Origin of the sequence: Blastococcus sp. TBT05-19, assembly GCF_003319095.1 — a bacterium.
In the GTDB taxonomy this organism is placed as follows: domain Bacteria; phylum Actinomycetota; class Actinomycetes; order Mycobacteriales; family Geodermatophilaceae; genus Blastococcus.
The window spans coordinates 317,649-339,386 of the sequence record NZ_QOHI01000004.1 but is presented as its reverse complement, the minus strand read 5'-3'; the positions used below and the strand labels follow the sequence as shown (position 1 = coordinate 339,386).

Annotated in this window: 22 protein-coding genes and 1 riboswitch; of the genes, 11 read left to right on the top strand and 11 right to left on the bottom strand. The window is 76.4% G+C overall.

Annotated features, from left to right (window positions below):
- Nucleotides 1-50 precede the first annotated feature (50 nt).
- From DQ244_RS13015 to DQ244_RS13000, 4 genes are all read left to right on the top strand, one after another.
- Entirely contained in the window at nt 51-1,385 is a 1,335-nt protein-coding gene (locus DQ244_RS13015; RefSeq protein ID WP_113812040.1) for an alpha-amylase family glycosyl hydrolase, read from the top strand.
- Nucleotides 1,386-1,425: 40 nt separating this feature from the next.
- The gene (locus tag DQ244_RS13010) at nt 1,426-1,608 is read left to right on the top strand and encodes a PspC domain-containing protein (protein WP_113811894.1); all 183 of its coding nucleotides are present in this window, start codon (nt 1,426-1,428) and stop codon (nt 1,606-1,608) included.
- A gap of 90 nt (nt 1,609-1,698) precedes the next feature.
- A complete protein-coding gene (locus DQ244_RS13005; RefSeq protein WP_113811893.1) occupies nt 1,699-2,475 on the top strand; it encodes a cyclase family protein in 777 nt (258 codons plus the stop codon).
- Entirely contained in the window at nt 2,472-4,103 is a 1,632-nt protein-coding gene (locus DQ244_RS13000) for a thiamine pyrophosphate-binding protein (RefSeq protein WP_113811892.1), read from the top strand. The genes DQ244_RS13005 and DQ244_RS13000 overlap by 4 nt, the downstream gene beginning before the upstream one ends.
- A 22-nt stretch (nt 4,104-4,125) precedes the next feature.
- On the opposite strand, the gene DQ244_RS12995 is transcribed toward DQ244_RS13000, so the two are convergent.
- The gene (locus tag DQ244_RS12995; RefSeq protein ID WP_113812039.1) at nt 4,126-4,488 is read right to left on the bottom strand and encodes a DUF1330 domain-containing protein; all 363 of its coding nucleotides are present in this window, start codon (nt 4,486-4,488) and stop codon (nt 4,126-4,128) included.
- A 31-nt stretch (nt 4,489-4,519) separates the two neighbouring features.
- Between DQ244_RS12995 and DQ244_RS12990 the strand changes: the two genes are divergently transcribed.
- Nucleotides 4,520-5,386 carry an alpha/beta fold hydrolase gene (locus DQ244_RS12990; RefSeq protein ID WP_113811891.1) on the top strand — a complete coding sequence of 289 codons (867 nt, stop codon included), beginning with the start codon at nt 4,520-4,522 and terminating at the stop codon, nt 5,384-5,386.
- Between the two features lie 6 nt (nt 5,387-5,392).
- On the opposite strand, the gene DQ244_RS12985 is transcribed toward DQ244_RS12990, so the two are convergent.
- Nucleotides 5,393-7,003 (bottom strand): peptide chain release factor 3, encoded by a 1,611-nt coding sequence (locus tag DQ244_RS12985; protein WP_113811890.1) that lies wholly within the window; start codon nt 7,001-7,003, stop codon nt 5,393-5,395.
- A gap of 279 nt (nt 7,004-7,282) precedes the next feature.
- Here DQ244_RS12985 and DQ244_RS12980 point away from each other — a divergent pair, with 279 nt between their 5' ends.
- On the top strand, nt 7,283-8,269 hold the full coding sequence (locus tag DQ244_RS12980) for an ATP-binding cassette domain-containing protein (protein ID WP_113811889.1): 987 nt from the start codon (nt 7,283-7,285) through the stop codon (nt 8,267-8,269).
- Nucleotides 8,266-9,102 carry an ABC transporter permease gene (locus DQ244_RS12975; RefSeq protein WP_113811888.1) on the top strand — a complete coding sequence of 279 codons (837 nt, stop codon included), beginning with the start codon at nt 8,266-8,268 and terminating at the stop codon, nt 9,100-9,102. The genes DQ244_RS12980 and DQ244_RS12975 overlap by 4 nt, the downstream gene beginning before the upstream one ends.
- 63 nt (nt 9,103-9,165) lie before the next feature.
- On the opposite strand, the gene cobA is transcribed toward DQ244_RS12975, so the two are convergent.
- Genes cobA through DQ244_RS12935 form a run of 8 tightly spaced genes read right to left on the bottom strand, consistent with a single transcriptional unit; the run spans nt 9,166 to nt 17,346 of the window.
- Entirely contained in the window at nt 9,166-10,755 is a 1,590-nt protein-coding gene (gene cobA, locus DQ244_RS12970; protein ID WP_113811887.1) for a uroporphyrinogen-III C-methyltransferase, read from the bottom strand.
- Complete coding sequence (locus DQ244_RS12965; protein WP_113811886.1) at nt 10,752-11,597, bottom strand: energy-coupling factor ABC transporter ATP-binding protein; 846 nt, start codon at nt 11,595-11,597, stop codon at nt 10,752-10,754. Before DQ244_RS12965 ends, cobA begins: the two co-directional genes overlap by 4 nt.
- Entirely contained in the window at nt 11,594-12,328 is a 735-nt protein-coding gene (gene cbiQ / locus DQ244_RS12960; RefSeq protein WP_113811885.1) for a cobalt ECF transporter T component CbiQ, read from the bottom strand. The genes DQ244_RS12965 and cbiQ overlap by 4 nt, the downstream gene beginning before the upstream one ends.
- The gene (locus DQ244_RS12955) at nt 12,325-12,630 is read right to left on the bottom strand and encodes an energy-coupling factor ABC transporter substrate-binding protein (protein ID WP_113811884.1); all 306 of its coding nucleotides are present in this window, start codon (nt 12,628-12,630) and stop codon (nt 12,325-12,327) included. Before DQ244_RS12955 ends, cbiQ begins: the two co-directional genes overlap by 4 nt.
- Nucleotides 12,627-13,319, bottom strand: coding sequence for an energy-coupling factor ABC transporter permease (locus DQ244_RS12950; protein WP_113811883.1), 693 nt, complete (start codon nt 13,317-13,319; stop codon nt 12,627-12,629). The genes DQ244_RS12955 and DQ244_RS12950 overlap by 4 nt, the downstream gene beginning before the upstream one ends.
- Nucleotides 13,306-14,691, bottom strand: a complete 1,386-nt coding sequence (locus DQ244_RS12945; RefSeq protein ID WP_113811882.1) for a cobyrinate a,c-diamide synthase — start codon at nt 14,689-14,691, stop codon at nt 13,306-13,308. Before DQ244_RS12945 ends, DQ244_RS12950 begins: the two co-directional genes overlap by 14 nt.
- Entirely contained in the window at nt 14,688-15,302 is a 615-nt protein-coding gene (gene cobO, locus DQ244_RS12940) for a cob(I)yrinic acid a,c-diamide adenosyltransferase (protein WP_113811881.1), read from the bottom strand. Before cobO ends, DQ244_RS12945 begins: the two co-directional genes overlap by 4 nt.
- A gap of 1 nt (nt 15,303) precedes the next feature.
- Nucleotides 15,304-17,346, bottom strand: a complete 2,043-nt coding sequence (locus DQ244_RS12935) for a putative cobaltochelatase (RefSeq protein WP_113811880.1) — start codon at nt 17,344-17,346, stop codon at nt 15,304-15,306.
- Nucleotides 17,347-17,400: 54 nt separating this feature from the next.
- Nucleotides 17,401-17,533, bottom strand: a riboswitch (cobalamin riboswitch).
- 83 nt (nt 17,534-17,616) lie between these two features.
- On the opposite strand from DQ244_RS12935, the gene DQ244_RS12930 reads away from it, so the two are divergent.
- The 4 genes from DQ244_RS12930 to cobM are packed head-to-tail and all read left to right on the top strand — an operon-like array spanning nt 17,617 to nt 20,645.
- The gene (locus DQ244_RS12930; protein WP_199580375.1) at nt 17,617-18,213 is read left to right on the top strand and encodes a TetR/AcrR family transcriptional regulator; all 597 of its coding nucleotides are present in this window, start codon (nt 17,617-17,619) and stop codon (nt 18,211-18,213) included.
- Complete coding sequence (locus tag DQ244_RS12925) at nt 18,203-18,661, top strand: hypothetical protein (protein ID WP_113811879.1); 459 nt, start codon at nt 18,203-18,205, stop codon at nt 18,659-18,661. The genes DQ244_RS12930 and DQ244_RS12925 overlap by 11 nt, the downstream gene beginning before the upstream one ends.
- An 11-nt stretch (nt 18,662-18,672) precedes the next feature.
- Nucleotides 18,673-19,908, top strand: coding sequence for a precorrin-6y C5,15-methyltransferase (decarboxylating) subunit CbiE (gene cbiE, locus DQ244_RS12920; protein ID WP_113811878.1), 1,236 nt, complete (start codon nt 18,673-18,675; stop codon nt 19,906-19,908).
- A complete protein-coding gene (cobM, locus tag DQ244_RS12915) occupies nt 19,905-20,645 on the top strand; it encodes a precorrin-4 C(11)-methyltransferase (protein ID WP_113811877.1) in 741 nt (246 codons plus the stop codon). Before cbiE ends, cobM begins: the two co-directional genes overlap by 4 nt.
- On the opposite strand, the gene DQ244_RS12910 is transcribed toward cobM, so the two are convergent.
- Nucleotides 20,642-21,727 carry a cobalt-precorrin-5B (C(1))-methyltransferase gene (locus DQ244_RS12910; RefSeq protein ID WP_113811876.1) on the bottom strand — a complete coding sequence of 362 codons (1,086 nt, stop codon included), beginning with the start codon at nt 21,725-21,727 and terminating at the stop codon, nt 20,642-20,644. The genes cobM and DQ244_RS12910 overlap by 4 nt on opposite strands.
- Nucleotides 21,728-21,738: the final 11 nt, after the last annotated feature.

Below are 21,738 nucleotides of genomic sequence, written 5' to 3'. Positions count from 1 at the left end.
GGTCCCCCTGGGGAGTGTCCCGCGCCCGGCCGTGGGGCAGCATCGCCGGCATGAGCGCGGGGCGTACAGAGGGGCCGGCGTGGGTGCGCGACGCCGTCTGGTGGCACGTCTACCCGCTGGGCTTCGTCGGCGCCGAACCGCGCGACGAGCCCGGCCGGCCGGTCGCCCACCGGCTGCCCCACCTCGCCGCCTGGCTGGACCACGCGGTCGAGCTCGGCGCGTCCGGGCTGGCGCTCGGTCCGGTGTTCGCGTCGGAGACCCACGGCTACGACACCGTCGACCACCTCCGCGTCGATCCCCGGCTCGGCGACGACGACGACCTCGACGCGCTGCTGGCCGCCTGCCGGGAGCGCGGCCTGCGGGTGCTGCTGGACGGCGTCTTCAACCACGTGGGCCGCGACCACCCCGCGTTCCGGGCGGTGCTCGAGCAGGGGCCGGCCGCGCCCACCGCGTCGTGGTTCCGGCTGCGCTGGCCCGACGGCGGGTGGGCCCCCGGGGTCGAGCCGGGGTACGACGACTTCGAGGGCCACGCGCACCTCGTGGCGCTGGACCACTCCGCGCCGGGGGTCGAGGACCACGTGGTCGAGGTGATGACGCACTGGCTGGACCGGGGCGCCGACGGCTGGCGGCTGGACGCCGCCTACGCCGTCCCGGCGGCGTTCTGGGCCCGGGTGGCCGACCGCGTGCGGCAGCGGCACCCCGACGCCTACCTGATGGGCGAGGTGATCCACGGCGACTACGCCCGGGCGGTCGGCGACGGCCACCTGGACGCGGTCACCCAGTACGAGCTGTGGAAGGCGGTCTGGAGCTCGCTCAACGACGCCAACTTCTTCGAGCTCGACGCCGCGCTGGCCCGGCACGGCGCGCTGCTCGACCGGTTCACCCCGTACACGTTCGTCGGCAACCACGACGTCACGCGCATCGCCAGCAAGGTCACCGACGAGCGCCACCTCGCGCACGCGCTGGTCGTCCTCTTCACCGTGGGCGGCACGCCGGCGGTCTACGCCGGCGACGAGCACGCCTTCCGCGGCGTCAAGGAGGACCGGGCAGGTGGCGACGACGCCGTCCGCCCGCCCTTCCCGGCGACGCCGGGGGAGCTGTCCCCGCTGGGCCTGCCGGTCTACCGGCTGCACCAGGAGCTGATCGGCCTGCGCCGTCGGCACCGGTGGCTGCACACCGCGCGGACCCGGGCGCTGCACCTGGCCAACGAGCAGCTGGCCTACGAGGTGACCGCCGACGGCGAGCGGCTGGTGGTGGCGCTCAACCTCGCCGACGCGCCCGCCGAGATCCCCGCCCCGGGCGCCGGCGAGGTGCTCGCCGGTGCCACGGAGCCGGCCGGGGACCGGGTCCGGGTGCCCGCGCACGGGTGGGCGGTCCTCGGCTGACGCGTGGTTGCTGCGGCAGCCTCCGGGTAGCGGGCACCCCGTGACCTCGACGCTGATCAGACCTCGGTCGGGCAAGCTCATCGCCGGCGTGTGCGCGGCCCTCGCCGACAGGTTCGGGATCTCCCGAGTGCTCGTGCGACTGGGCTTCGTGGTCTTCGGCCTGGTCGGTGTGGGCGAGCTGGTCTACATCGGCCTCTGGCTGATCATCCCCAAGGCGCGCTGACCGGGAGCCCGGCCTGCGCCCTTCCGCGGCTCCGGGGTGGCTGATCGTGCTTGACTGTCCGCCGTCCGACCGCCTGTGAAGGGACCGCGCATGTCGATCCTGTCCAGCTTCGCCGAGGCCCTGGCCACCGCCCGGATCGAGGTCGTCGACCTCACCGCGCCGCTGCACTCCGGGACCCCGGTCATCCAGCTGCCCGAGCCGTTCGCCCAGACGGCGACGTTCGAGCTGGAGGAGCTCAGCCGGTACGACGACCGCGGGCCGGCCTGGTACTGGAACAACTTCCGGACCGGCGAGCACACCGGCACCCACTTCGACGCGCCCAACCACTGGGTCACCGGCCGGGACGGCGAGGACGTCGCGTCGGTGGCCGCGCGGAAGCTCATCGCCCCGGCCGCGGTGCTCGACTTCTCCGAGCGCGCGGCGCAGGACCCGGACTTCCTCCTGGAGGTCGAGCACATCCGGGAGTGGGAGGCGACCCACGGCCCGCTGCCCGAGGGCGGCTGGCTGCTGTTCCGCACCGGCTGGGACGCCCGCGCGGAGTCCCAGGGCGAGTTCCTCAACGCCGACGAGAACGGGCCGCACACCCCGGGCCTGTCGGTCGAGTGCGCCCGCTGGCTGGCCGAGGAGTCCCCGGTGATCGGCCTGGGCGTGGAGACCGTGGGCACCGACGCGGGCCGGGCGCACTCGTTCGACCCGCCGTTCCCGTGCCACTCCGCGCTGATGGGCAGCGGCAAGTACGGCCTCACCCAGCTGCAGAACCTGGCGCAGCTGCCGCCGACCGGTGCGCTCGTGGTCGCGGCCCCGCTGCCGATCGTGGGCGGCTCCGGCTCCCCGTCCCGCGTGCTGGCGCTGGTCGAGCGGGGATGACGGCGGCGCGCACCGTCGCCCAGGCGGTCGGCGAGACGCTGGTCCGCTGCGGCATCGACACGGTGTTCGGCGTCGTCGGGTCGGGCAACTTCGTGGCCACCAACGCGATGGTCGCGGCCGGGGCCCGCTACGTCGCGGCCCGGCACGAGGGCGGCGCGGCCACGATGGCCGACGCGTTCGCGCGGGTGAGCGGCCGGCCGGCTGCGGTGAGCCTGCACCAGGGGTGCGGGCTGACGAACGCGCTCACCGGCATCACCGAGGCGGCCAAGAGCCGCACGCCGCTGGTGGTGGTCACCGCGGAGACGACGAACCGGCGGTCCAACTTCTTCGTCGACCAGCCGGCGCTGGCCGAGGCCGTGGGGGCGGTGTCGATCCGGGTGACGTCCGCGGCCACCGCCGAGCGCTACGCCGCCGTCGCCGTGGCGACCGCGCGGGACCAGCGGCGGGTGGTCGTGCTCAACCTGCCGCTGGACGTGCAGGCGCGACCGGCCGAGGGACCGCAGGCCGAGCCCGTCCCGCCCGCCGACCGCCCCGGTCCGGGCGACGTGGGCGGGCTGGCCGAGGCGCTGCGCCGGGCGCGGCGTCCGGTGTTCGTGGCCGGCCGCGGCGCCCGCGCGGCCCGGGCCGAGCTCGAGGAGCTCGCCGGCCGGTGCGGGGCGCTGCTGGCGACCTCGGCGGTGGCGAAGGGCCTGTTCCGCGGCAGCCCGTGGGACCTCGACGTCTCCGGGGGCTTCGCGACCCCGCTGGCCGCCGAGCTCATCTCCGGCGCGGACCTGGTCGTGGGCTGGGGCTGCCAGCTGAACATGTGGACGATGCGGCACGGGCGGCTGATCGCCGACGGCGCCGTCGTGGTCCAGGTCGACGACGAGCCCGACGCCATCGGCGCGCAGCGCGACGTCGCCCTCGGGGTCGTGGGCGACGTGTGCGCGGTCGCCACCGCCGTGACCGCCCTGCTGGAGGAGACGGCGGAGGGCTACCGGACGGCGGAGGTGCGCGCGGCGATCGCCGCGCGGCGGCGCTGGCGGGACGAGCCCTACGACGACGCCGGGGGAGCGGGCCGGATCGACCCCCGGACGCTCAACGCCGCGCTGGACGACCTGCTGCCCGCCGAGCGGGTGGTCGCCGTGGACTCCGGCAACTTCATGGGCTACCCCAGCATGTTCCTCGACGTCCCCGACGAGCACGGGTTCTGCTTCACCCAGGCCTTCCAGTCCGTCGGCCTGGGCCTGGCGACGGCGATCGGCGCGGCGCTGGCCCGCCCCGACCGGCTCCCGGTCGCCGCCCTCGGCGACGGCGGTGCGCTGATGGGCGCCGCGGAGCTGGAGACCGTCGTGCGCCTCGGGCTGCCGATGGTCGTCGTGGTGCACGACGACGCCGCGTACGGCGCCGAGGTGCACCACTTCGGGCCGGACGGGCACCCGCTGGACACCGTCCGCTTCCCGGAGACCGACTTCGCCGCGATCGGCCGCGGCTACGGCTACGAGGCGGTGACCGTGCGGGAGCCCGGCGACCTGGCGGGCGTCGCCGACTGGCTGGCCGGCCCCCGCACCGCGCCGCTGCTCGTGGACGCGAAGGTCACCCGCGGGGCGCCGTCCTGGTGGCTCGAGGAGGCGTTCCGCGGGCACTGACCCGGCACGTCACCGGGCGGAGCTACCAGGCGGTGGTCGCCTGCAGCACCGCCTCCGACAGCGCGCGGGTGCGCAGCTCGGTGACCTGCTGGTACTCGGGGTCGGCCACCATCTCGCTGAAGGCCTTCCGCGAGGGGTAGCGCACCAGCAGGACCGCGTCCCAGGCCTGGCCGTCCTCGGCGACCAGCGACGTCGAGCCGTCGCCGGCGTAGAGCACCTCGCCGCCGTACCGCGCGAGGAAGGTGCTGCTCAGCGCATCGGCGTACTGCGCGTAGAGCTCGCGCCCGCCCTCGGCGAAGCGCAGGAGGTTGAGCATCACCACCGGCCCGCCGGGGTCCTCCTGGAGGTAGCGCTTGAGATCGGCACCGCGGGGGTCGACAGCCATGACCGGCACGCTAACGGGGTAGGGGCGCGGGATGCACCCAGGACCTCGCGAGGGCAGCGTCCGGCTCAGCGACGGCCGCACGCTGGCGTACGCGGAGTACGGGGACCCCGAGGGGCAGGTGGTGCTCGGCTGCCACGGCTCGCCGAGCTCCCGGCTGGAGCGGCACGTCGAGGACCCCGAGGACTACCGGCGGTGGGGGGTGCGCCTCGTCGTGCCCGACCGGCCCGGCTTCGGCCGGTCCGACCCGCACCCCGGCCGCCGGGTCGCGGACTGGCCCGGCGACGTCGAGGAGCTGCTGGACTCCCTCGGCGTCGACAGCTTCGCCGCGCTGAGCCTCTCCGGCGGCGCGGCCTACGCGCTGGCCTGCGCGCACGAGTTCGGCGACCGGGTGCGGGCGGTCGGGATCCTCGGTGGCGCCCCGCCGCCGGACGTCCCCTGGCCGTGGCCGCGCTGGATCCCGTCGCGCGTGCGGGCCGGCCTGCACCGGCCCGCGCAGCTGGCGTCGGTGCTCCGGCCTGCCTTCGCGCCGCTGGCGCTGCGCCCCGAGCTGATCCCGCGCTACCTGCAGGTCCGCCTGAACCCGGCCGACCGGCGCGTGATCGGCCGGCCGGTCGTCCGGCAGGTGCTCGCGAGGACCTTCACCGAGGGGATGCGCAACGGCTCGGCGGCGCTGGCCGAGGACCGCGCGCTGCTGTTCCGGCCGTGGGGCTTCCCGGTGGCCGAGGTGCGGCAGCGGGTGCACATCTGGCACGGGACCCAGGACTGGCAGGTGCCGCTGGTGCTCGGTCAGGTGCTGAGCACGATGCTCCCGAACTGCTCGGCGCACTGGATGGCCGGCGAGGGGCACTTCCTCGTCTTCGACCACGCCCGCGACATCTACCGGACGCTGCTGGCCTGAGCCGGGTCAGGCCAGCTGCGCGGCCACCAGCGGCTCGAGGGTGATGGTGGGGTGCCGCTGCTGCAGCATCCGCAGCGCCCACTTGTCGGTGAACAGCGCCAGCAGCTCGCCGTTGGAGCGCTGGACCACCTCGGTGCCGCCGGAGGCGGTGACCAGCGGCACCGAGTCGGCGTCGGTGCGCATCGCGATGCTGTAGGGCAGCCGGTCGAGGTGCACCGCGGCGTTGAACTCGTGCTCCATCCGGTGGGTCGCCACCTCGAACTGCATGGGCCCGACGACGGCGAGCACGGGCGAGCCGTCACCGCGTCGCTCGGAGCGCAGCACCTGGACCACGCCCTCGGAGTCCAGCTGCTCGATGCCCTTGCGGAACTGCTTGTGCTTGGCGGTGTCCTTGCTGCGCACGACCCCGAAGTGCTCGGGGGCGAAGGTGGTCAGCGGGGGGTAGGAGACCGGCTTCTCGCTGTAGAGGCTGTCGCCCACGCCGAGGGCGTTGGCGTTCACCAGGCCCACGACGTCACCGGGGTAGGCGAGGTCGACGACCTCGCGGTCCCGGCCGAACACCTGCTGGGCGTACTTCGTGGCGAACGGGCGCTTGGTGCGGCCGTGGGTGACCACCATGCCGCGCTCGAAGACGCCGGAGCAGATGCGGATGTAGGCCAGCCGGTCGCGGTGCGCGGCGTCCATGCCCGACTGCACCTTGAAGACGAACGCGCTGAACGGGGCGGCGAGGTCGCGCACCACGCCCTCGGCGTCCGGCCGTCCCGCCGGGGCGGGCGCCAGGTCGACCAGGGTGTCCAGGAGCGCACCGACGCCGAAGTTCGACACCGCCGAGGCGAAGAGCACCGGCGTGCTGATCCCGCTGAGGAACGACTCCTGGTCGTGGTCCTGGCCGGACTCGGCCAGCAGCTCGGCCTCCTCCTGCGCCTGCAGCCAGACGTCGCCCTCCTGCTCCGCCGCCTCGGCCGCCGACAGCAGCTCCTCGGGGGCGATGGTGGCGCCGCCGGCGGTGCGGGTGAAGCGGCGGAAGTCGCCGGTGCGCCGGTCGAGCACGCCGCGGAAGTCCCCGGCGATGCCCACCGGCCAGGTGAGCGGGGTCGGGGTCAGGCCGGTGCGCTCGGCGATCTCGTCCATCAGCTCGAGCGCGTCCTTGCCCGGGCGGTCCCACTTGTTGATCACGGTCAGGATCGGGATGCCGCGGTGCTTGCAGACGGCGAAGAGCTTCATCGTCTGCGCCTCGAGGCCCTTGGCGGCGTCGACCAGCATCACCGCGGCGTCGACCGCGGTCAGCACCCGGTAGGTGTCCTCGGAGAAGTCGGCGTGCCCGGGGGTGTCGAGCAGGTTGACGACGGCGTCGCGGTAGCCGAACTGCAGCGCGGCCGAGGTGATCGAGATGCCGCGGTCGCGCTCCATCTCCATCCAGTCGCTGACCGTGCCGCGCCGGCCGGCCTTGCCGTGCACCGCACCGGCCTGGCCGATCACCCGGGCGTGCAGGGCGAGCGCCTCGGTGAGGGTGGACTTCCCGGCGTCGGGGTGGCTGATGACGGCGAACGTGCGCCGCCGGGCGGCCTCCTGGACCGCGGAGCGGGCGGCCTCACCGGCGGAGGTGGCGACGGACACGGGGAGTTCTCCTCGGACGAGGGCGCGCGGCGACGGGGCGGGCGGGCCGCGCGCGGGGTGCGGGGGACATCGCGCCCGCGGCGTCGGTCGGCCGGAGCCGGTGCGCGCGCGGACGTCCGGGGCGCGGGCCCCGCGGATGTCCGGAGACGCCGAATCTACAGGCGCCGGGCCACCCGCCGGCCGGATGCCGGAAAAGTCGCTCGCGACCGCTCAGTTCGCGGAGGACAGTGCGTCTGATCCTGAGAACACGCCGACGACCGCACCCCGGGCGAGGACCTCATGACGCTGCACGCTCCGCTGGCCATCGAGGCGACGGGTCTGGTCAAGACCTACGGGGACACCACCGCCGTCGCCGGCATCGACCTCGCCGTGCCTCCCGGCGTCGTCTACGGCGTCCTCGGACCCAACGGGGCGGGGAAGACGACGACGATCCGGATGCTGGCCACGCTCATCCGGCCGGACGCCGGCAGCGCCCGGGTGCTCGGTCACGACGTCGTCACCGAGGCCGACGCGGTCCGGGCGCAGGTCAGCCTGACCGGGCAGCTGGCCTCGGTGGACGAGGAGCTCACCGGGCGGGAGAACCTCGTGCTGCTCGGCCGCCTGCTCGGGCTGAGCCGCGCCGGCGCCCGCGCCCGGGCGGACGAGCTGCTCGAGGCGTTCGGCATCGCCGCCGCGGCGGGCAAGCTGGTCAAGCACTACTCCGGCGGCATGCGACGCCGCCTCGACATCGCCGCCAGCATCGTCGTCACCCCGCGGCTGATGTTCCTCGACGAGCCGACCACCGGCCTGGACCCGCGGTCGCGCAACCACGTGTGGGAGATCGCCCGGGCGCTGGTGGCGGAGGGGACGACGATCCTGCTCTGCACGCAGTACCTGGAGGAGGCCGACCAGCTGGCCGACGGCATCGCGGTCATCGACCGCGGCACGGTGATCGCCGAGGGCACGCCGGCCCAGCTCAAGGCCTCGGTCGGGAGCGGCGGTCTGCGGGTGCGGCTGCTCGACGCGGAGCGGCGCCCGGAGGCTGCGGCCCTGCTGGAACGGGCCGTCGGACCGGTGACCCTGGAGGCCGACCCGGCCGGCCTGACCGCGCAGTGCCCGGACTCCGCCCGCGCCGCGACCGGGGTGGGCGAGCTCGCCCGGACGGGCATCGGCATCGCCGAGTTCGCCCTCGACCAGCCCAGCCTCGACGAGGTCTTCCTGGCGCTCACCGGCCACGCCGCCGAGGTGCCCCCGCCCGCCGCCACCCTCGAGGAGCAGCCGTCATGAGCGCAGCCACCACGGCCCCCGACGCCGCCGACACCGCCGCCGTCCGGCGGGCGATCGCCTCGACCGCGCGGCCGCCCCGGCCCGGGCCGCTCTCCACGGCACTCACGTTCGGCTGGCGGGGGATGCTCAAGGTCAAGCACGTGCCCGAGCAGCTCATGGACGTGACGCTCACGCCGGTGATGTTCCTGCTGATGTTCACGTACCTGTTCGGCGGGGCGATCGCCGGCTCCACCAGCGCCTACCTGGACTACACGCTCCCGGGGCTGCTGGTCATGTCGGTGCTGTTCACCACCGTGTACGCCGGCGTCTCGCTGAACACCGACCTGACCAAGGGCGTGGTCGACCGGTTCCGCTCGCTGCCGATCTGGCGGCCGGCGCCGCTGCTGGGCTCCCTGCTCGGCGACAGCGTCCGCTACGTCATCGCGGGCACGGTGATCATCGTCGTCGGGGTGCTGCTGGGCTACCGGCCCGACGCGGGCGTGGCGGGCGCGGTGGCGGCCCTGGCGCTGGTCGTCGTCTTCTCGTTCGGGCTGTCGTGGGTGTTCTCCGTGCTGGGCCTGCTGCTGCGCAGCCCGAACGCGGTGATGAACGCGGGCTTCACCGGCATCTTCCCGCTCACGTTCCTGTCCAACGTCTTCGTCGACCCGGCGACGCTGCCCGGGCCGCTGCAGGCGTTCGTCGACGTCAACCTGATCTCGATCCTCGCGACGGCGTGCCGCTCGCTGATGGACGGCACTCCCGACGTCGGAGCGATCGTCGTGTCGCTGCTGGTCGCCGCCGGTCTCGCCGCGGTGTTCCTGCCGCTGACGACGAGGCTCTACCGCAGTCGGTGAAGGACCCCTTCGCCCCCCACCCTTCGCACGCTCAGGGTGGGTCCCCGCGAAGGGGCCGTCCCATCACGTCGCCAGGGAGACGACCTCGCCGACGACCCAGACGGCGGGTGGGCGGACGGCGGTCTCGGCGATCGTGCGGGGCAGGTCGGCCAGCGTGGTCCGCACGGTGCGCTGGGTGGGGGTGGAGCCGTCGCTGACGATGGCGACCGGTGTCTCGGGTGCGCGGCCGTGCTCGACGAGGGTGGCGGCGATGGCGGGTGCGGTGTCGACGCCCATGAGGACGACGATGGTGCCGCGGAGCCGGGCCAGGGCGGTCCAGCCGACCAGGGACTGGGGGTGGCCGGGGGGCAGGTGGCCGGAGACGACGACGAACTCGTGGGTGAGGCCGCGGTGGGTGACCGGGATGCCGGCGAGGGCGGGGACGGCGATGGCGCTGGTGATGCCGGGGACGACCTCGACGGGGATGCCGGCTGCCGCGCAGGCCTGGAGCTCCTCCATGCCGCGGCCGTAGACGAAGGGGTCGCCGCCCTTGAGGCGGACGACGCGGCGGCCGGCCCGGGCGTGGGTGACCAGGAGGTCGTTGATCTGCTCCTGGGCCATGGAGCGGCCGCGGGGGAGCTTGGAGGCGTCGATGACCTCGACCTCGGGGGGCAGCGAGGCGAGCAGCGACTGCGGGGCGAGGTGGTCGGCGACGACGACTTCGGCGTGGGCGAGGGCCTGGCGGCCGCGCACGGTGATCAGCCCCGGGTCGCCTGGCCCGCCACCGACCAGCACCACGGTGCCGCGGGCGGTCGTCGGAGCCGCGACCGGCAGCAGCCCGTCGGTCATCGCCGCGAGCACCGCGTCGCGCACGTCGGTGGCCCGCTCCGCCGAGCCGGCGTCGTGCACGGCGACGACGAGGTCGCCGATCCGTCCGGTGGCGGGGAGCACGGCGCCGGCGGCGGGGTCGTCGGAGGCGCAGAACACCCGCTCCCGCTCGGCCTCGCGCGCGACGGCGGCGTCGACCGCGGGGTCCCCGGACGCGGCCACGGCGAACCAGGCGCCGCGCAGGTCGCCGGGCCCGTAGTGCCGCGGGTGCCAGGTGAGCGCGCCGGCCGTCGCCAGCGCCTCCAGCGCCGGGGTCACCTCCGGGGCGACCACGGTGACGACCGCGGCCGCGTCCTGCAGCCCGGCGACCGCGCGGTGCGCCCGGGTGCCGCCGCCGACGACGACGACCGCGCGGCCGGCCAGGCGCAGGCCGGTCGGCTGGAGGACAGCGGGAGCGGTGCGGGGGGTCAGCGGTCCTCCAGGGACGAGTGGGTGCGGGGGAGGGACGGCCAGGGCGACGGTCACCCGGCCGTGCACCGTCTTGGGAACCAGGAGCGACCCGCCCTCGACCAGGGCGGCCGCCTCGGCGACCGACGGGGTGCCCACCCGCGCCGCGACCCCGGCCGAGGGGGTGGGGACGGCGACGCGGGCCAGGCGAGAAGCGGGGTGCCCGGTCAGGGCCCAGCCGCGCCGGGCGGCGGCGGCGACGAGCCCCGGCTCGCCGGCCCGGGTGTCCAGCGTGGCCAGCCGTACGGGGGCGCGGGGGTCGGGCAGCACGGCGTCCACCGCGGCGAGCACCTCCTCGGCGCTCACCCCCGAGGCCAGCCCGATCCCGACGGTCCTCACGTGGGCACCCCCGGGCGGTCCGGCAGCGCGGCCAGCAGCCGGGCCGCGTCGCGGGGGAGCGGGCCGTCCCCGAGCAGCCCCAGCGCCCGCAGCCGGGCCCCGACCTCCAGCGCCCAGGGGCGGGCGAGGCGGGCGGCACGGAGCAGGGCGTCGTCGGCGAGCAGCGCGGCCGGCTCGCCCTGCACCACGGTCCCGCCGGCCACCACGGCCACCTCGTCGGCCCACGCCAGCGCGAGGTCGACGTCGTGGGTGCTCATCACCACCGTCGAGTCGGCGGCCTGGAGCCGGGCCAGCGCGGCGAGGGTGTCGGCCACCGCGGACGGGTCGAGGCCCGCCGTCGGCTCGTCCAGCAGCAGGACGCAGGGGCGCATGGCCACGGCCCCGGCGATCGCCACCCGCTTGCGCTCGCCGTAGGACAGCCGGTGCGTGGGCCGGCCGGCCAGGTGGCCGACGGCGAGCAGCTCGAGGGCCTCGGCGACGCGGGCGCGCACGGCGGCCTCATCCAGCCCGAGGTTGAGCGGGCCGAAGGAGACGTCCTGGGCGACCGAGGCGCTGAACAGCTGGTCGTCGGGGTCCTGCAGCACCAGCTGCACCTCCTGGCGGTGCGCCCGGAGCGCGCGGCGCGAGTGCGCCAGCCCGACCCCGTCGACGGTGACCTCGCCGCCGAACGGCTCCAGCGCGCCGGACAGGCAGCGCAGCAGCGTCGTCTTCCCCGACCCGTTCGCCCCGAGCACGGCCAGCCGGCGTCCGGCGGGCACTCGGAGCGAGGCGCCGTCGAGGACCGGCCGGCCGCGCTCGTAGCCGGCCACCAGACCGGTGGCGGTCAGGTCGCGGTGGCTCACCGGACCAGCACCGACGTGGCGACGAGCGCGCCCAGCCCCGCGACCGAGGCGGCCTGGAAGATCCGGGAGGACGGCAGGACCTCGGGCAGCACCCGCAGACCGCCGTCGAACCCGCGGCAGGCCAGCCCCTCTTGCAGGCGGCGGGCCCGGTCCCACGAGCGGGTCAGGACGGCGGCGGCGAGCACCCCCGAGGAGCGGTAGGAGCGGCGCAGCGAGGAGTGGCCCATGCGCGCGGCCTGCGCCTCCCGGATGGTGCGCAGGCTGTCCAGCAGCACGAAGAGCAGCCGGTAGACCAGCGATGCCACCTCCACGACGGCCGCCGGCACCCGAGCCCGGCGCAGGGCCGGCAGCAGGTCCGAGACCGGGGTCGTGGTGGCCAGCAGCAGCACGGCGGCGGACCCGGCGAGCGCGTGGCCGACCAGCGATCCGCCGCGCTCGACCGCGTCGGGCGCCCAGCCGATGCCGTCGGTCGAGACGGCGACGACCGACGTGATCGCCCCGACCGCGATGAACGCCAGCGGCCAGCGGATGGCACGAGCGAAGGTGCGGGCCGGCACGCGGGCCGGGCCCAGCGCCAGCCCCACCACGGCGAGCACGACCAGGACGCTGCCCGGCCAGGCCGGCAGCAGCAGCGCGCACCCGACCAGCCCGCCGCAGAGGAGGACCTTGTCGCCGGGCGCGCGCCCGCGCCAGGCGCTGGCCCAGGCGGCGTCGTCGACGGCGAGGCTCACCGCGGGTCGCGTCCCGGGGCGCTCGCCGCTGCGCGACGGCGCCCGTGCAACCGGCCGAGCACGTAGCCGAGCACGCCCGCGCCGAGCGCGGCCTGGAGCGCGAACAGACCGGACTCGACCTCGCCGGCCGGGCTGAACAGGGAGTCGAACCACGGGGTGTACCCGTCGGCCTCGAGCTGCTCGGTGACGGCGGCGTCGGTGCCGCCGTACTCCGACGTCCCGCCGTCCACCAGCAGCGGGACGGCGAAGAGCGCGATCACGGCGAGGACGAGCAGGCCGGTGACCAGCGTGCGGCGGCTCACGCGGCACCTCCGGGGGTGGCAGCGGGTTCGGGACGCAGGATCCCGAGCCGTTCGAGCTCGGGCCGGGCGTTGACGGTCAGCACGCGGAACAGCAGCACCCCGAGCAGGCCCTCGCCGATGGCCAGGGGCACCTGGGTGAGGGCGAAGACGCCGAGGAACTTCACCAGCGCGCCGGCCAGCCCGGTGGAGGCGTCGGGGAACGCGAGCGCCAGCTGCAGCGACGTCGTTCCGTACGTGGCCAGGTCGGCCAGCGCGACGCCCGCGAAGACGGCGGGCAGGAGGCCGGCACCGGCGGCGCGGACCAGCCGGTAGGCGGCGTACCCGGCCCACGGCCCCACGACGGCGAAGGCGAACGCGTTGGCCCCCAGCGTGGTCAGCCCGCCGTGCGCGAGCAGCAGCGCCTGGAACAGCAGCACGACGGTGCCGAGCAGCGCCATCACCGGTGGCCGGAAGAGGATCGCCCCGGGTCCGGTGCCGGTCGGGTGGCTCGAGCTGCCGGTGACGCTGGGCAGCTTGATGGCGCTCAGCACGAAGGTGAAGGCGCCGGCCGCCCCGAGCAGCAGGGTGGACTCGGGGTTCTCGCGCACCTCCCTGACCACGGCACGGGCGCCGTGCGCGACGAACGGCGCGGCCGCGACCGTCCAGCCGATCGCGTGCGCGGCGGGCAGGAAGCCTTCAGCGATGTGCACGGACCTTCTCCGATCGGACGGCGCAGGCGGTGGCGAAGCGGGTGGCCAGCTCGGGGCTGCCCGCCCAGTTCAGGTGGAGGTAGGAGGCGTGCACGCCCCCGGAGGTGAAGCCCTCGGTGCCGCCGCCCCACCGCCAGGCGGGGGTCGCTCCGGCGACGGGGACGGCGGCCGTGCGGTGGAACTCGTGGCCGCGCACCCGGGTGCCGGCCGGAGCCAGCACCGACGGTCCGGCGGCCTCGGCCTCCCGGTAGCCCAGGGTGAGCCGGCCGCTCATCGCCGTCGCCACGTCCAGGACGCCGCACATGGGCAGACCGTCCAGCTCGCGGGCGAGGTACAGAAGACCGGCGCACTCCGCGGCCACGGGAGCGCCGCGGGCGGCGAGCGCGGCGACGTCGGCGCGCAGCGATCCGTTGGCCGAGAGCTCGGCGGCGTGCACCTCGGGGAAGCCCCCGCCCACGACCAGGCCGGCCGTCCCGGCCGGGAGCGCCTCGTCGCGCAGCGGGTCGACGGTCACGACCTCGGCGCCGGCCGCGGCCAGCAGCTCGGCGTTCTCGGCGTAGCCGAAGGTGAAGGCGGCTCCACCGGCGACGGCGATCCGTGGCCGGCCGGCGACCGCGGAGACCTCGGCGGTGGGCTCCCACGGCGTCGCGTGCAGCGGGGGAGCGGACCGGGCCACGGCCAGCACCGCGTCCAGGTCGAGCCCGTCGCCGACCACCTCGCCGAGCCGGTGCACGGTGGCGGTGGCCGCGGCCGAGCGCTCGGCCGCGGGGATCAGCCCGAGGTGCCGGGACGGGGTGTGCAGCTGCTCGTGCCGGCGCACCGCACCGAGCACGGTCACCCCGGCGGCGGCCAGCGCGCCGCGCAGGATCGCCTCGTGCCGGTCGCTGCCGACCCGGTTGAGCACCACCCCGCCCACCCGGATCGCGGGGTCGAAAGTGGCGAAGCCGTGCACCAGCGCCGCGACGCTGTGCGCCTGCGACGCGGCGTCCACCACGAGCACGACCGGTGCGCCGAGCAGCCGGGCGACGTGCGCGGTGGAGGCGAACCCGGGGCCGACCGCGGGGTGCGCGGCGCCGTCGAACAGGCCCATGACCCCCTCGACCACCGCGACGTCGGCGGGGGAGGGGTGCAGCGCCCCGCGCAGGAAGAGCGGGGCGATGCGCTCCTCGCCCACCAGCCAGGGATCGAGGTTGCGGCCCGGGCGGCCGGCGGCCAGGCCGTGGTAGCCGGGGTCGATGTAGTCGGGGCCGACCTTGTGCGGGGACACGGTGAGCCCGCGGGCGGTCAGGGCAGCGATCAGCCCGGTGACGATCGAGGTCTTGCCCGCGTTGCTCGACGGTGCCGCCAGGACCAGCCGCGGCAGGGCGGTCACCACTCGATCCCCCGCTGGCCCTTCTGGCCGGCGTCCATCGGGTGCTTGACCTTGGTCATCTCCACGACCAGGTCGGCGGCCCCGACCAGCGCCGCCGGTGCGTCCCGGCCGGTGACGACGACGTGCTGGCTGCCGGGCCGGTCGGCCAGCGTGCGCACCACGTCGTCGACGTCGATCCAGCCCCACTTCAGGGGGTAGGTGAACTCGTCGAGCACGTAGAACCGGTGGGCCTCGGCGGCCAGGTCGCGCTTGATCTGCGCCCAGCCCTCGGCGGCGTCGGCGGCGTGGTCTGTCTCGGTGCCCTGACGGCGCGACCAGCTCCAGCCGCTGCCCATCTTGTGCCAGACCACCGGGCCGCCCTCGCCGGTCTGCTCGTGCAGCCGGCCCAGCGCGGTCAGCGCGTTCTCCTCGCCGACTTTCCACTTGGCGCTCTTGACGAACTGGTAGACCGCGATCGACCAGCCCTGGTTCCAGGCGCGCATGGCCATGCCGAAGGCGGCGGTGGACTTGCCCTTCATCTCGCCGGTGTGCACGGCGAGCAGCGGGCGGTTGCGGCGCTGCCGGGTGGTCAGCCCGTCGGCCGGGACGACCTCGACCTGCCCCTGCGGCATGTCAGGCCACCCGCCGGGCGGCGCGGACGGTGCCCGCGAGCGAGTCGGCGCCGAGCTCGTCGAGCCGCAGCGTCTCCGCGCCGAGGACCGTGCCCAGCGCCGCGGCGAGCCCCAGCCGGACCGGCCCCGACTCGCAGTCGACGACGACGGCCGACGTGCCGGTCCCGGCGAGCAGCGCCGCCGCCCGGCGGGCCTCACCGAGGTGGTCGCCGCCCCGCGCGCCGGTGGCCCGGCCGTCGGTGACGACGACGAGCAGCGGGCGCCGGCGGGGATCGCGGACCCGCTCCACGCGCAGCACCTCGGCCGCGCGCAGCAGGCCGGCGGCCAGCGGGGTGCGCCCGCCGGTGGGCAGCCCGGTGAGCCGCGCGGCCGCCGCCTCCACCGACCAGGTGGGCGGCAGTGCCAGCTCGGCGTCGCCGCCGCGGAAGGTGACCAGGCCGACCTTGTCCCGCCGCTGGTAGGCGTCCAGCAGCAGCGAGAGCACCGCGCCCTTGACCGCGGCCATCCGCGAGCGGGCGCCCATGGAGCCGCTGGCGTCGACGACGAAGAGCACGAGGTTGCCCTCGCGACCCTCGAGCACGGCCTGGCGCAGGTCGTCGCGGACCACCCGCAGGCCGGGCCCCGTGCGACCGCGGGCGTGCTGGTGGGGCGCGGCGGCGAGCACGGTGGCGGGCAGGTGCAGCCGGGTGACCGGACCCGCGGGACGGGTGGACCCGACGACGCGGCCGCGCTCGGACCGCGCCCGCGAACGGCGGCCGGGTGCACCCGCGCCGATGCCGGGCACCTCGAGCCGGCGCACGCGCACCGGGTCCGCCGGCGCGACGGCCGCGCGCTCCGGTGCCGGCCCGGACCGCGGCGCCTCGCCGTCCTCGCTCCCACCCTCCGCGGCGGGGCCAAAATGGCCATTTCGGCCCCCGTCGGGGTCGTCGCCGCCCGGGCCGCCGCCGTCCGGGGTGCTGCCGCCGTCGGGGGAGGGGCCGGCGGGGTCAGGGCCGTCGTCCTCCGGACCGTCCGGCGGGGGCGGGGGGTCGTCGTCCGGGCGGGAGTCCTCCAGCGCCCGGTCGAGGGTGTCGTCGTCCAGCCCGGGCGCGTCGAACGGGTTGCGACGCCGGCGGTGCGGCAGCGCCAGCCGGGCGGCCACCCGCACGTCGTCCTCGGTGACCTCCTCCCGGCCGCACCAGGCGGCGTGCGCCATCGCGGCCCGGGCGGTGACCAGGTCGGCGCGCAGGCCGTCGACGTCGAAGGCGGCGCAGACGGCGGTCACCTGGCGCAGCGCGTCGTCGGAGAGGACCACCCGGGGCAGCAGCTCGCGGGCGGCGGCGATCCGCCCGGCGAGCGCGGTCTCCTCCGCGGCCCAGGTGGCGGCGAAGCCGGCCGGGTCGGCGTCGGAGGCGAAGCGGCGGCGCACCACCTCGGCGCGGACGTCGGGGTCGCGCGGGGCGGCGACCTCCACGGTCAGCCCGAACCGGTCCAGCAGCTGGGGCCGGAGCTCGCCCTCCTCGGGGTTCATCGTGCCGACCAGCAGGAAGCGGGCGGCGTGCCGCACGGAGATGCCCTCGCGCTCGACGTAGGCGGTGCCCATCGCCGCTGCGTCCAGCAGCAGGTCGACGAGGTGGTCGTGGAGGAGGTTGACCTCGTCCACGTAGAGGACGCCGCGGTGCGCGGCGGCCAGCAGCCCGGGCTCGAAGGCCTTCACGCCCTCGGTCAGGGCCCGCTCGAGGTCCAGCGAGCCGACCAGCCGGTCCTCCGACGCCCCGACCGGCAGCTCGACCAGCCGCGCCGGGCGGGTCTGTGCGGCGACGCCGGGCTCGTGCGGACCGTCCGGGCAGGCCGGGTCGGGCGCCGCCGGGTCGCACCCGAAGCGGCAGCCGGCGACGACGTCGACCGGTGGCAGCACCGCGGTCAGCGCACGCACGGTGGTCGACTTCGCGGTGCCCTTCTCGCCGCGCACCAGCACCCCGCCGACGGCGGGGGAGACGGCGTTGAGCAGGAGCGCCAGGCGCAGGTCGTCCATGCCGACGACGGCGGCGAAGGGAAAGCTCATGCGGGGTACCCGCGCATGACACGCGTCCTCTCCCCGGGTGTCCACGCCCGGAGGTGGCAGGAGCGCGACGGCGGGAGTTCCTGACTCACCGGCCCGAGGGCCGGCTCACAGTGGCGGGACCGCGCCGGATTCTCACCGGGCTTCCTCCACTGCCGTCGCGTGTGGCTCCGACATCAGACCACGACCGCTCGGCGCGGCGACAGGCCGGCCGACGGCTGCTCGCGCGCCGGTCCCTTGCCACTGGCAAGTTGCCGGTGGCAAGGTGGGAGCGTGCCCCGCACCGACGCCGACCTCCGCGAGCTGCTGATGCGCTCCGCGGCCGAGGTGGCCGCGCGGTCCGGCGTCGCCGAGGTGTCCATCCGGGCGCTGGCCCGCTCGCTGGGCGTCTCGCACGCCGCCCACCGGCACCACTTCGCCTCGCGGACCGGGCTGCTCACGGCGGTCGCGGCCGAGGGGCACCGGCTGCTCGCCGCGGAGCTCGAGGCGGCGGCGCCGGCCGGGTTCCTGGAGGTCGGGGTGGCCTACGTCCGCTTCGCCCGCGACCACCCCGGCCACTTCGCGGTGATGTTCACGCCGGACGCCCTCGACCTGGCCGACCCCGAGCTCGCCGCCGCCCGCGCACGCACCTTCGGCGTGCTGCAGGGCGGCGTGGACGTGCTGGCCTCCACCGGCCGGGTGGACGACGCCCGCGCCGCCGTCGTCGCCGCCTGGTCGCTCGTGCACGGGCTCGCCGGTCTCGCCGCGAGCGGCAACCTCGCGGCCGCCGGCCTCGCTCCGGACGGGGACGGCGACGCGCTGCTGGACCTGGCCCGGCGGACGGCCGGGATGCTCTACGGCTCACCCGGAGGCGGTCCCGATGGTGCGTGACGCGGTGCTCGGCGTGCACGTCCTGGCCGGCTCGGCGGGGCTGCTCCTCGGGCCGGCATGGCTGCTGGCCCGCCTGTCGGGGGCGCACGGCCGGTCCCTGGCCGTCGGCTACCAGGCGGCGGTCGCCGTCGCCGCCGTCACCGGTGCGGTCCTCGCTCTCGCCGCACCCGGCTTGGCGTGGCTGCTGCCGGTCGCCGTCCTCACCGAGGGCCTGGCCGTCGCGGGCGCCCTGGCCCGCCGCCGCGGCTGGCCCGCGTGGCGGACGCTGCAGCCGCACCTCCTCGGCGGGTCCTACCTCGCGCTGGTCACCGCCCTGCTGGTCGCCGAGACCGGCAACCCGGTGTTCTGGGTGCTCCCCGCCGTCGTCGGTCAGGTGCCCATCGCGCTCGCCAAGCGACGGCTGCACGCGACGGCCGCGGCGCCTGGCGCGATCGGGCGGCCTGCCTAGGATCGGCGCCCGTGCCCGCCACCGAGCCCTCGTCGTCCGCCGACCGCATCACGGTCGTGGGCATCGGCGCGGACGGGTGGGACGGCCTCTCGCCGCGTGCCCGGCGCGCCGTCGAGGCCGCCGACGTGCTGCGCGGCAGCGCCCGCCAGCTGGGCCTGGTGCCCGGGGACGTGCCCGCCGAGCGGGTGCCGTGGCCCTCGCCGATGGGCCCGGCGCTGCGCGATCTGCCCACCGCGCACCCGGGGCGGCGGGTGGTGGTGCTGGCCAGCGGCGACCCGATGCTGAGCGGCGTCGGCACCTCGCTGGTCCGGCTGCACGGTGCCGGCGCGGTCGACGTCCTGCCGCACCCCTCGTCGGTCACGCTGGCCTGCGCCCGGCTGGGCTGGGCGGTGGAGGAGACGACGGTGGTGACCGTGGTCGGCCGGGCGGTGGAGCTGGTGGCGCCGCACGTCACGCCCGGTCGCCGGCTGCTGGTGCTCGGCTCGGACGGGCGCACCCCCGCGCAGGTCGCGGCGCTGGTGGCCGGGCTCGGCCACGGCGCCAGCCGGGTGCTCGCGCTGGAGCAGCTGGGCGGTCCGCGGGAGCGGGTGCTGGCGGCCACCGCCGCCGGCTGGCCGCACGCCGGCACCGATCCGCTGGTGGTCACCGCCGTCGAGGTCGTCCCCGATCCGGGCACCGTGCCGCTGCCCACCGTCCCGGGCCTGCCCGACGACGCCTTCGAGCACGACGGCCAGCTGACCAAGCGCGACGTCCGGGCGGTCACGCTCGCCCGGCTGGCCCCGCTGCCCGGGCAGCTGCTGTGGGACGTCGGCGCGGGCGCGGGATCGATCGGCATCGAGTGGATGCGCACGCACCCGTCGTGCCGCGCGGTGGCCGTGGAGCGCGATCCGGTGCGGGTGCGGCGCATCGGGCGCAACGCCGCGCGGCTGGGCGTGCCGGGGCTCGACGTCGTCGAGGGCGCGGCTCCGGAGGCCCTGACCGGGCTCCCCGCGCCGGACGCGGTGTTCGTGGGCGGCGGCGCGACGGTGCCCGGCGTCGTGGACGCGTGCTGGTCCGCGCTGCGCCCGGGGGGCCGGCTGGTGGTCAACGCCGTCACGCTGGAGACCGAGGCGGTGCTCGCGCAGCTGCACGCCCGGCACGGGGGCGACCTGGTGCGCCTGGCCGTCGCCACCGCCGCCCCGGTGGGCGGCTTCACCGGCTGGAAGGCCGCCATGCCCGTGACGATCTGGTCGGGAGCCAAGCCGTGACCGTGCACTTCATCGGAGCCGGTCCGGGGGCGGCGGACCTGATCACGGTCCGGGCCGCGCGGCTGATCGCCACCGCGCCGGTCTGCCTGTACGCGGGCGCCCTGGTGCCCCGGGAGCTGCTGGACACCGCGCCGCCCGGCGCCCGGCTGGTCGACACCGCCGACCTCGACCTCGACCGGATCACCGCCGAGCTGGTCGCCGCGCACGAGGCCGGGCAAGACGTCGCCCGGCTGCACTCCGGCGACCCGTCGGTGTACAGCGCCATGGCCGAGCAGATGCGCCGGCTGGACGCCGCGGGGGTGCCCTACGACGTCGTCCCCGGGGTGCCCGCGTTCGCCGCGGCCGCCGCCTCGCTCAAGCGCGAGCTGACCGTGCCGGGCGTCGGGCAGACGGTGATCCTCACGCGCACGTCGGCCCGGTCCACGCCGATGCCGCCGGGGGAGGACCTGGCCACCCTCGGCGCCTCCCGCGCCACGCTGGTGCTGCACCTGGCCGTGCAGCGGATCGACGAGCTGGTGCCGGAGCTGGTGCCGCACTACGGCGCCGACTGCCCGGTCGCCGTCGTCGCCCGGGCCAGCCGCGACGACGAGCTGATCTTGCGCGGGACGCTCGCCGACATCGCCGGTCAGGTCGCCGAGGCCGGCGTGAAGCGGACCGCGGTGGTGATCGTCGGCTCGGTGCTCACCGCGGGGGAGTTCCCCGACAGCCACCTGTACTCGACCTCGCGATGCCGCTAGGCGCGGCCGACCACCACGCCGGCGCGGTCGATCACGATCACGTCGACGGTCACCGGGGCTCCCCGGAGCACGCCGAGCGCCGTCTCCCGGGCCGCGGTGGCGACCAGGTCGCCCAGCGGCAGGCCGGCCGCCTCGCACTGCCGGAGGGCGTCGAGCGCGGTGTTCGCCCCGCGCACGCCGGCCACGAGCTCCGGTGCGCCCCCGGCGTCGCGCACCCGGTCGGCCAGCGACCCGAACGACACCTGGGACCGGCCCGAGTGCAGGTCGAGGTGCCCGTCGGCGAGCTTCGCGAGCTTGCCGATGCCGCCGGCCACGGTGAGCCGGTCGACCGGGTGGCGGCGCAGGTACTTCAGGACGGCGCCGGCGAAGTCGCCCATGTCGAGCAGCGCGTCCTCGGGCAGGCCGTAGGTCTCGACCGCGACCCGCTCGCTGGTGCTGCCGGTGCACGCGGCGACGTGCGCGTACCCGGCCGCGCGGGCGACGTCGATGCCGCGGCGGATGGAGTCGATCCACGCCGAGCACGAGTACGGGACGACGACGCCGGTGGTGCCCAGGATCGACAGCCCGCCGAGGATGCCGAGCCGCGGGTTCCAGGTGCGCCGGGCCAGCTCCTCGCCGTGCTCGACCGACACCTCGACGACGACGTCGCCGGTGCCGCCGTGCCGCGCCGCGACCGCCGCGACGTGCTCGCGGATGAACTGCCGCGGCATCGGGTTGATCGCCGGCTCGCCGACCTCCAGGGGCAGGCCGGGCTTGGTCACCGTGCCGACGCCCGGCCCGGCGCGGAAGGTGACGCCGCTGCCCGGGTCGCCGGGGGTCACCCGCACCGAGACCAGGGCGCCGTGGGTGACGTCGGGGTCGTCGCCGGCGTCCTTGACCACGCCCGCGGTCGCGGCGCAGTCCTCGAGCAGCTCGGTGGCCAGCGCGAAGGAGGGGTGCCGGTCGTGCGGCAGGTCGATGGTCACCGGGTCGGGGAACTCGCCGGTGAGCAGCGCGGTGTAGGCCGCGGTGGTCGCCGCGGTGGCGCACGCGCCGGTGGTCCAGCCGGAGCGCAGACCGGTGCCCTCCGCCGCCGTCGTCACCCGGTCAGCAT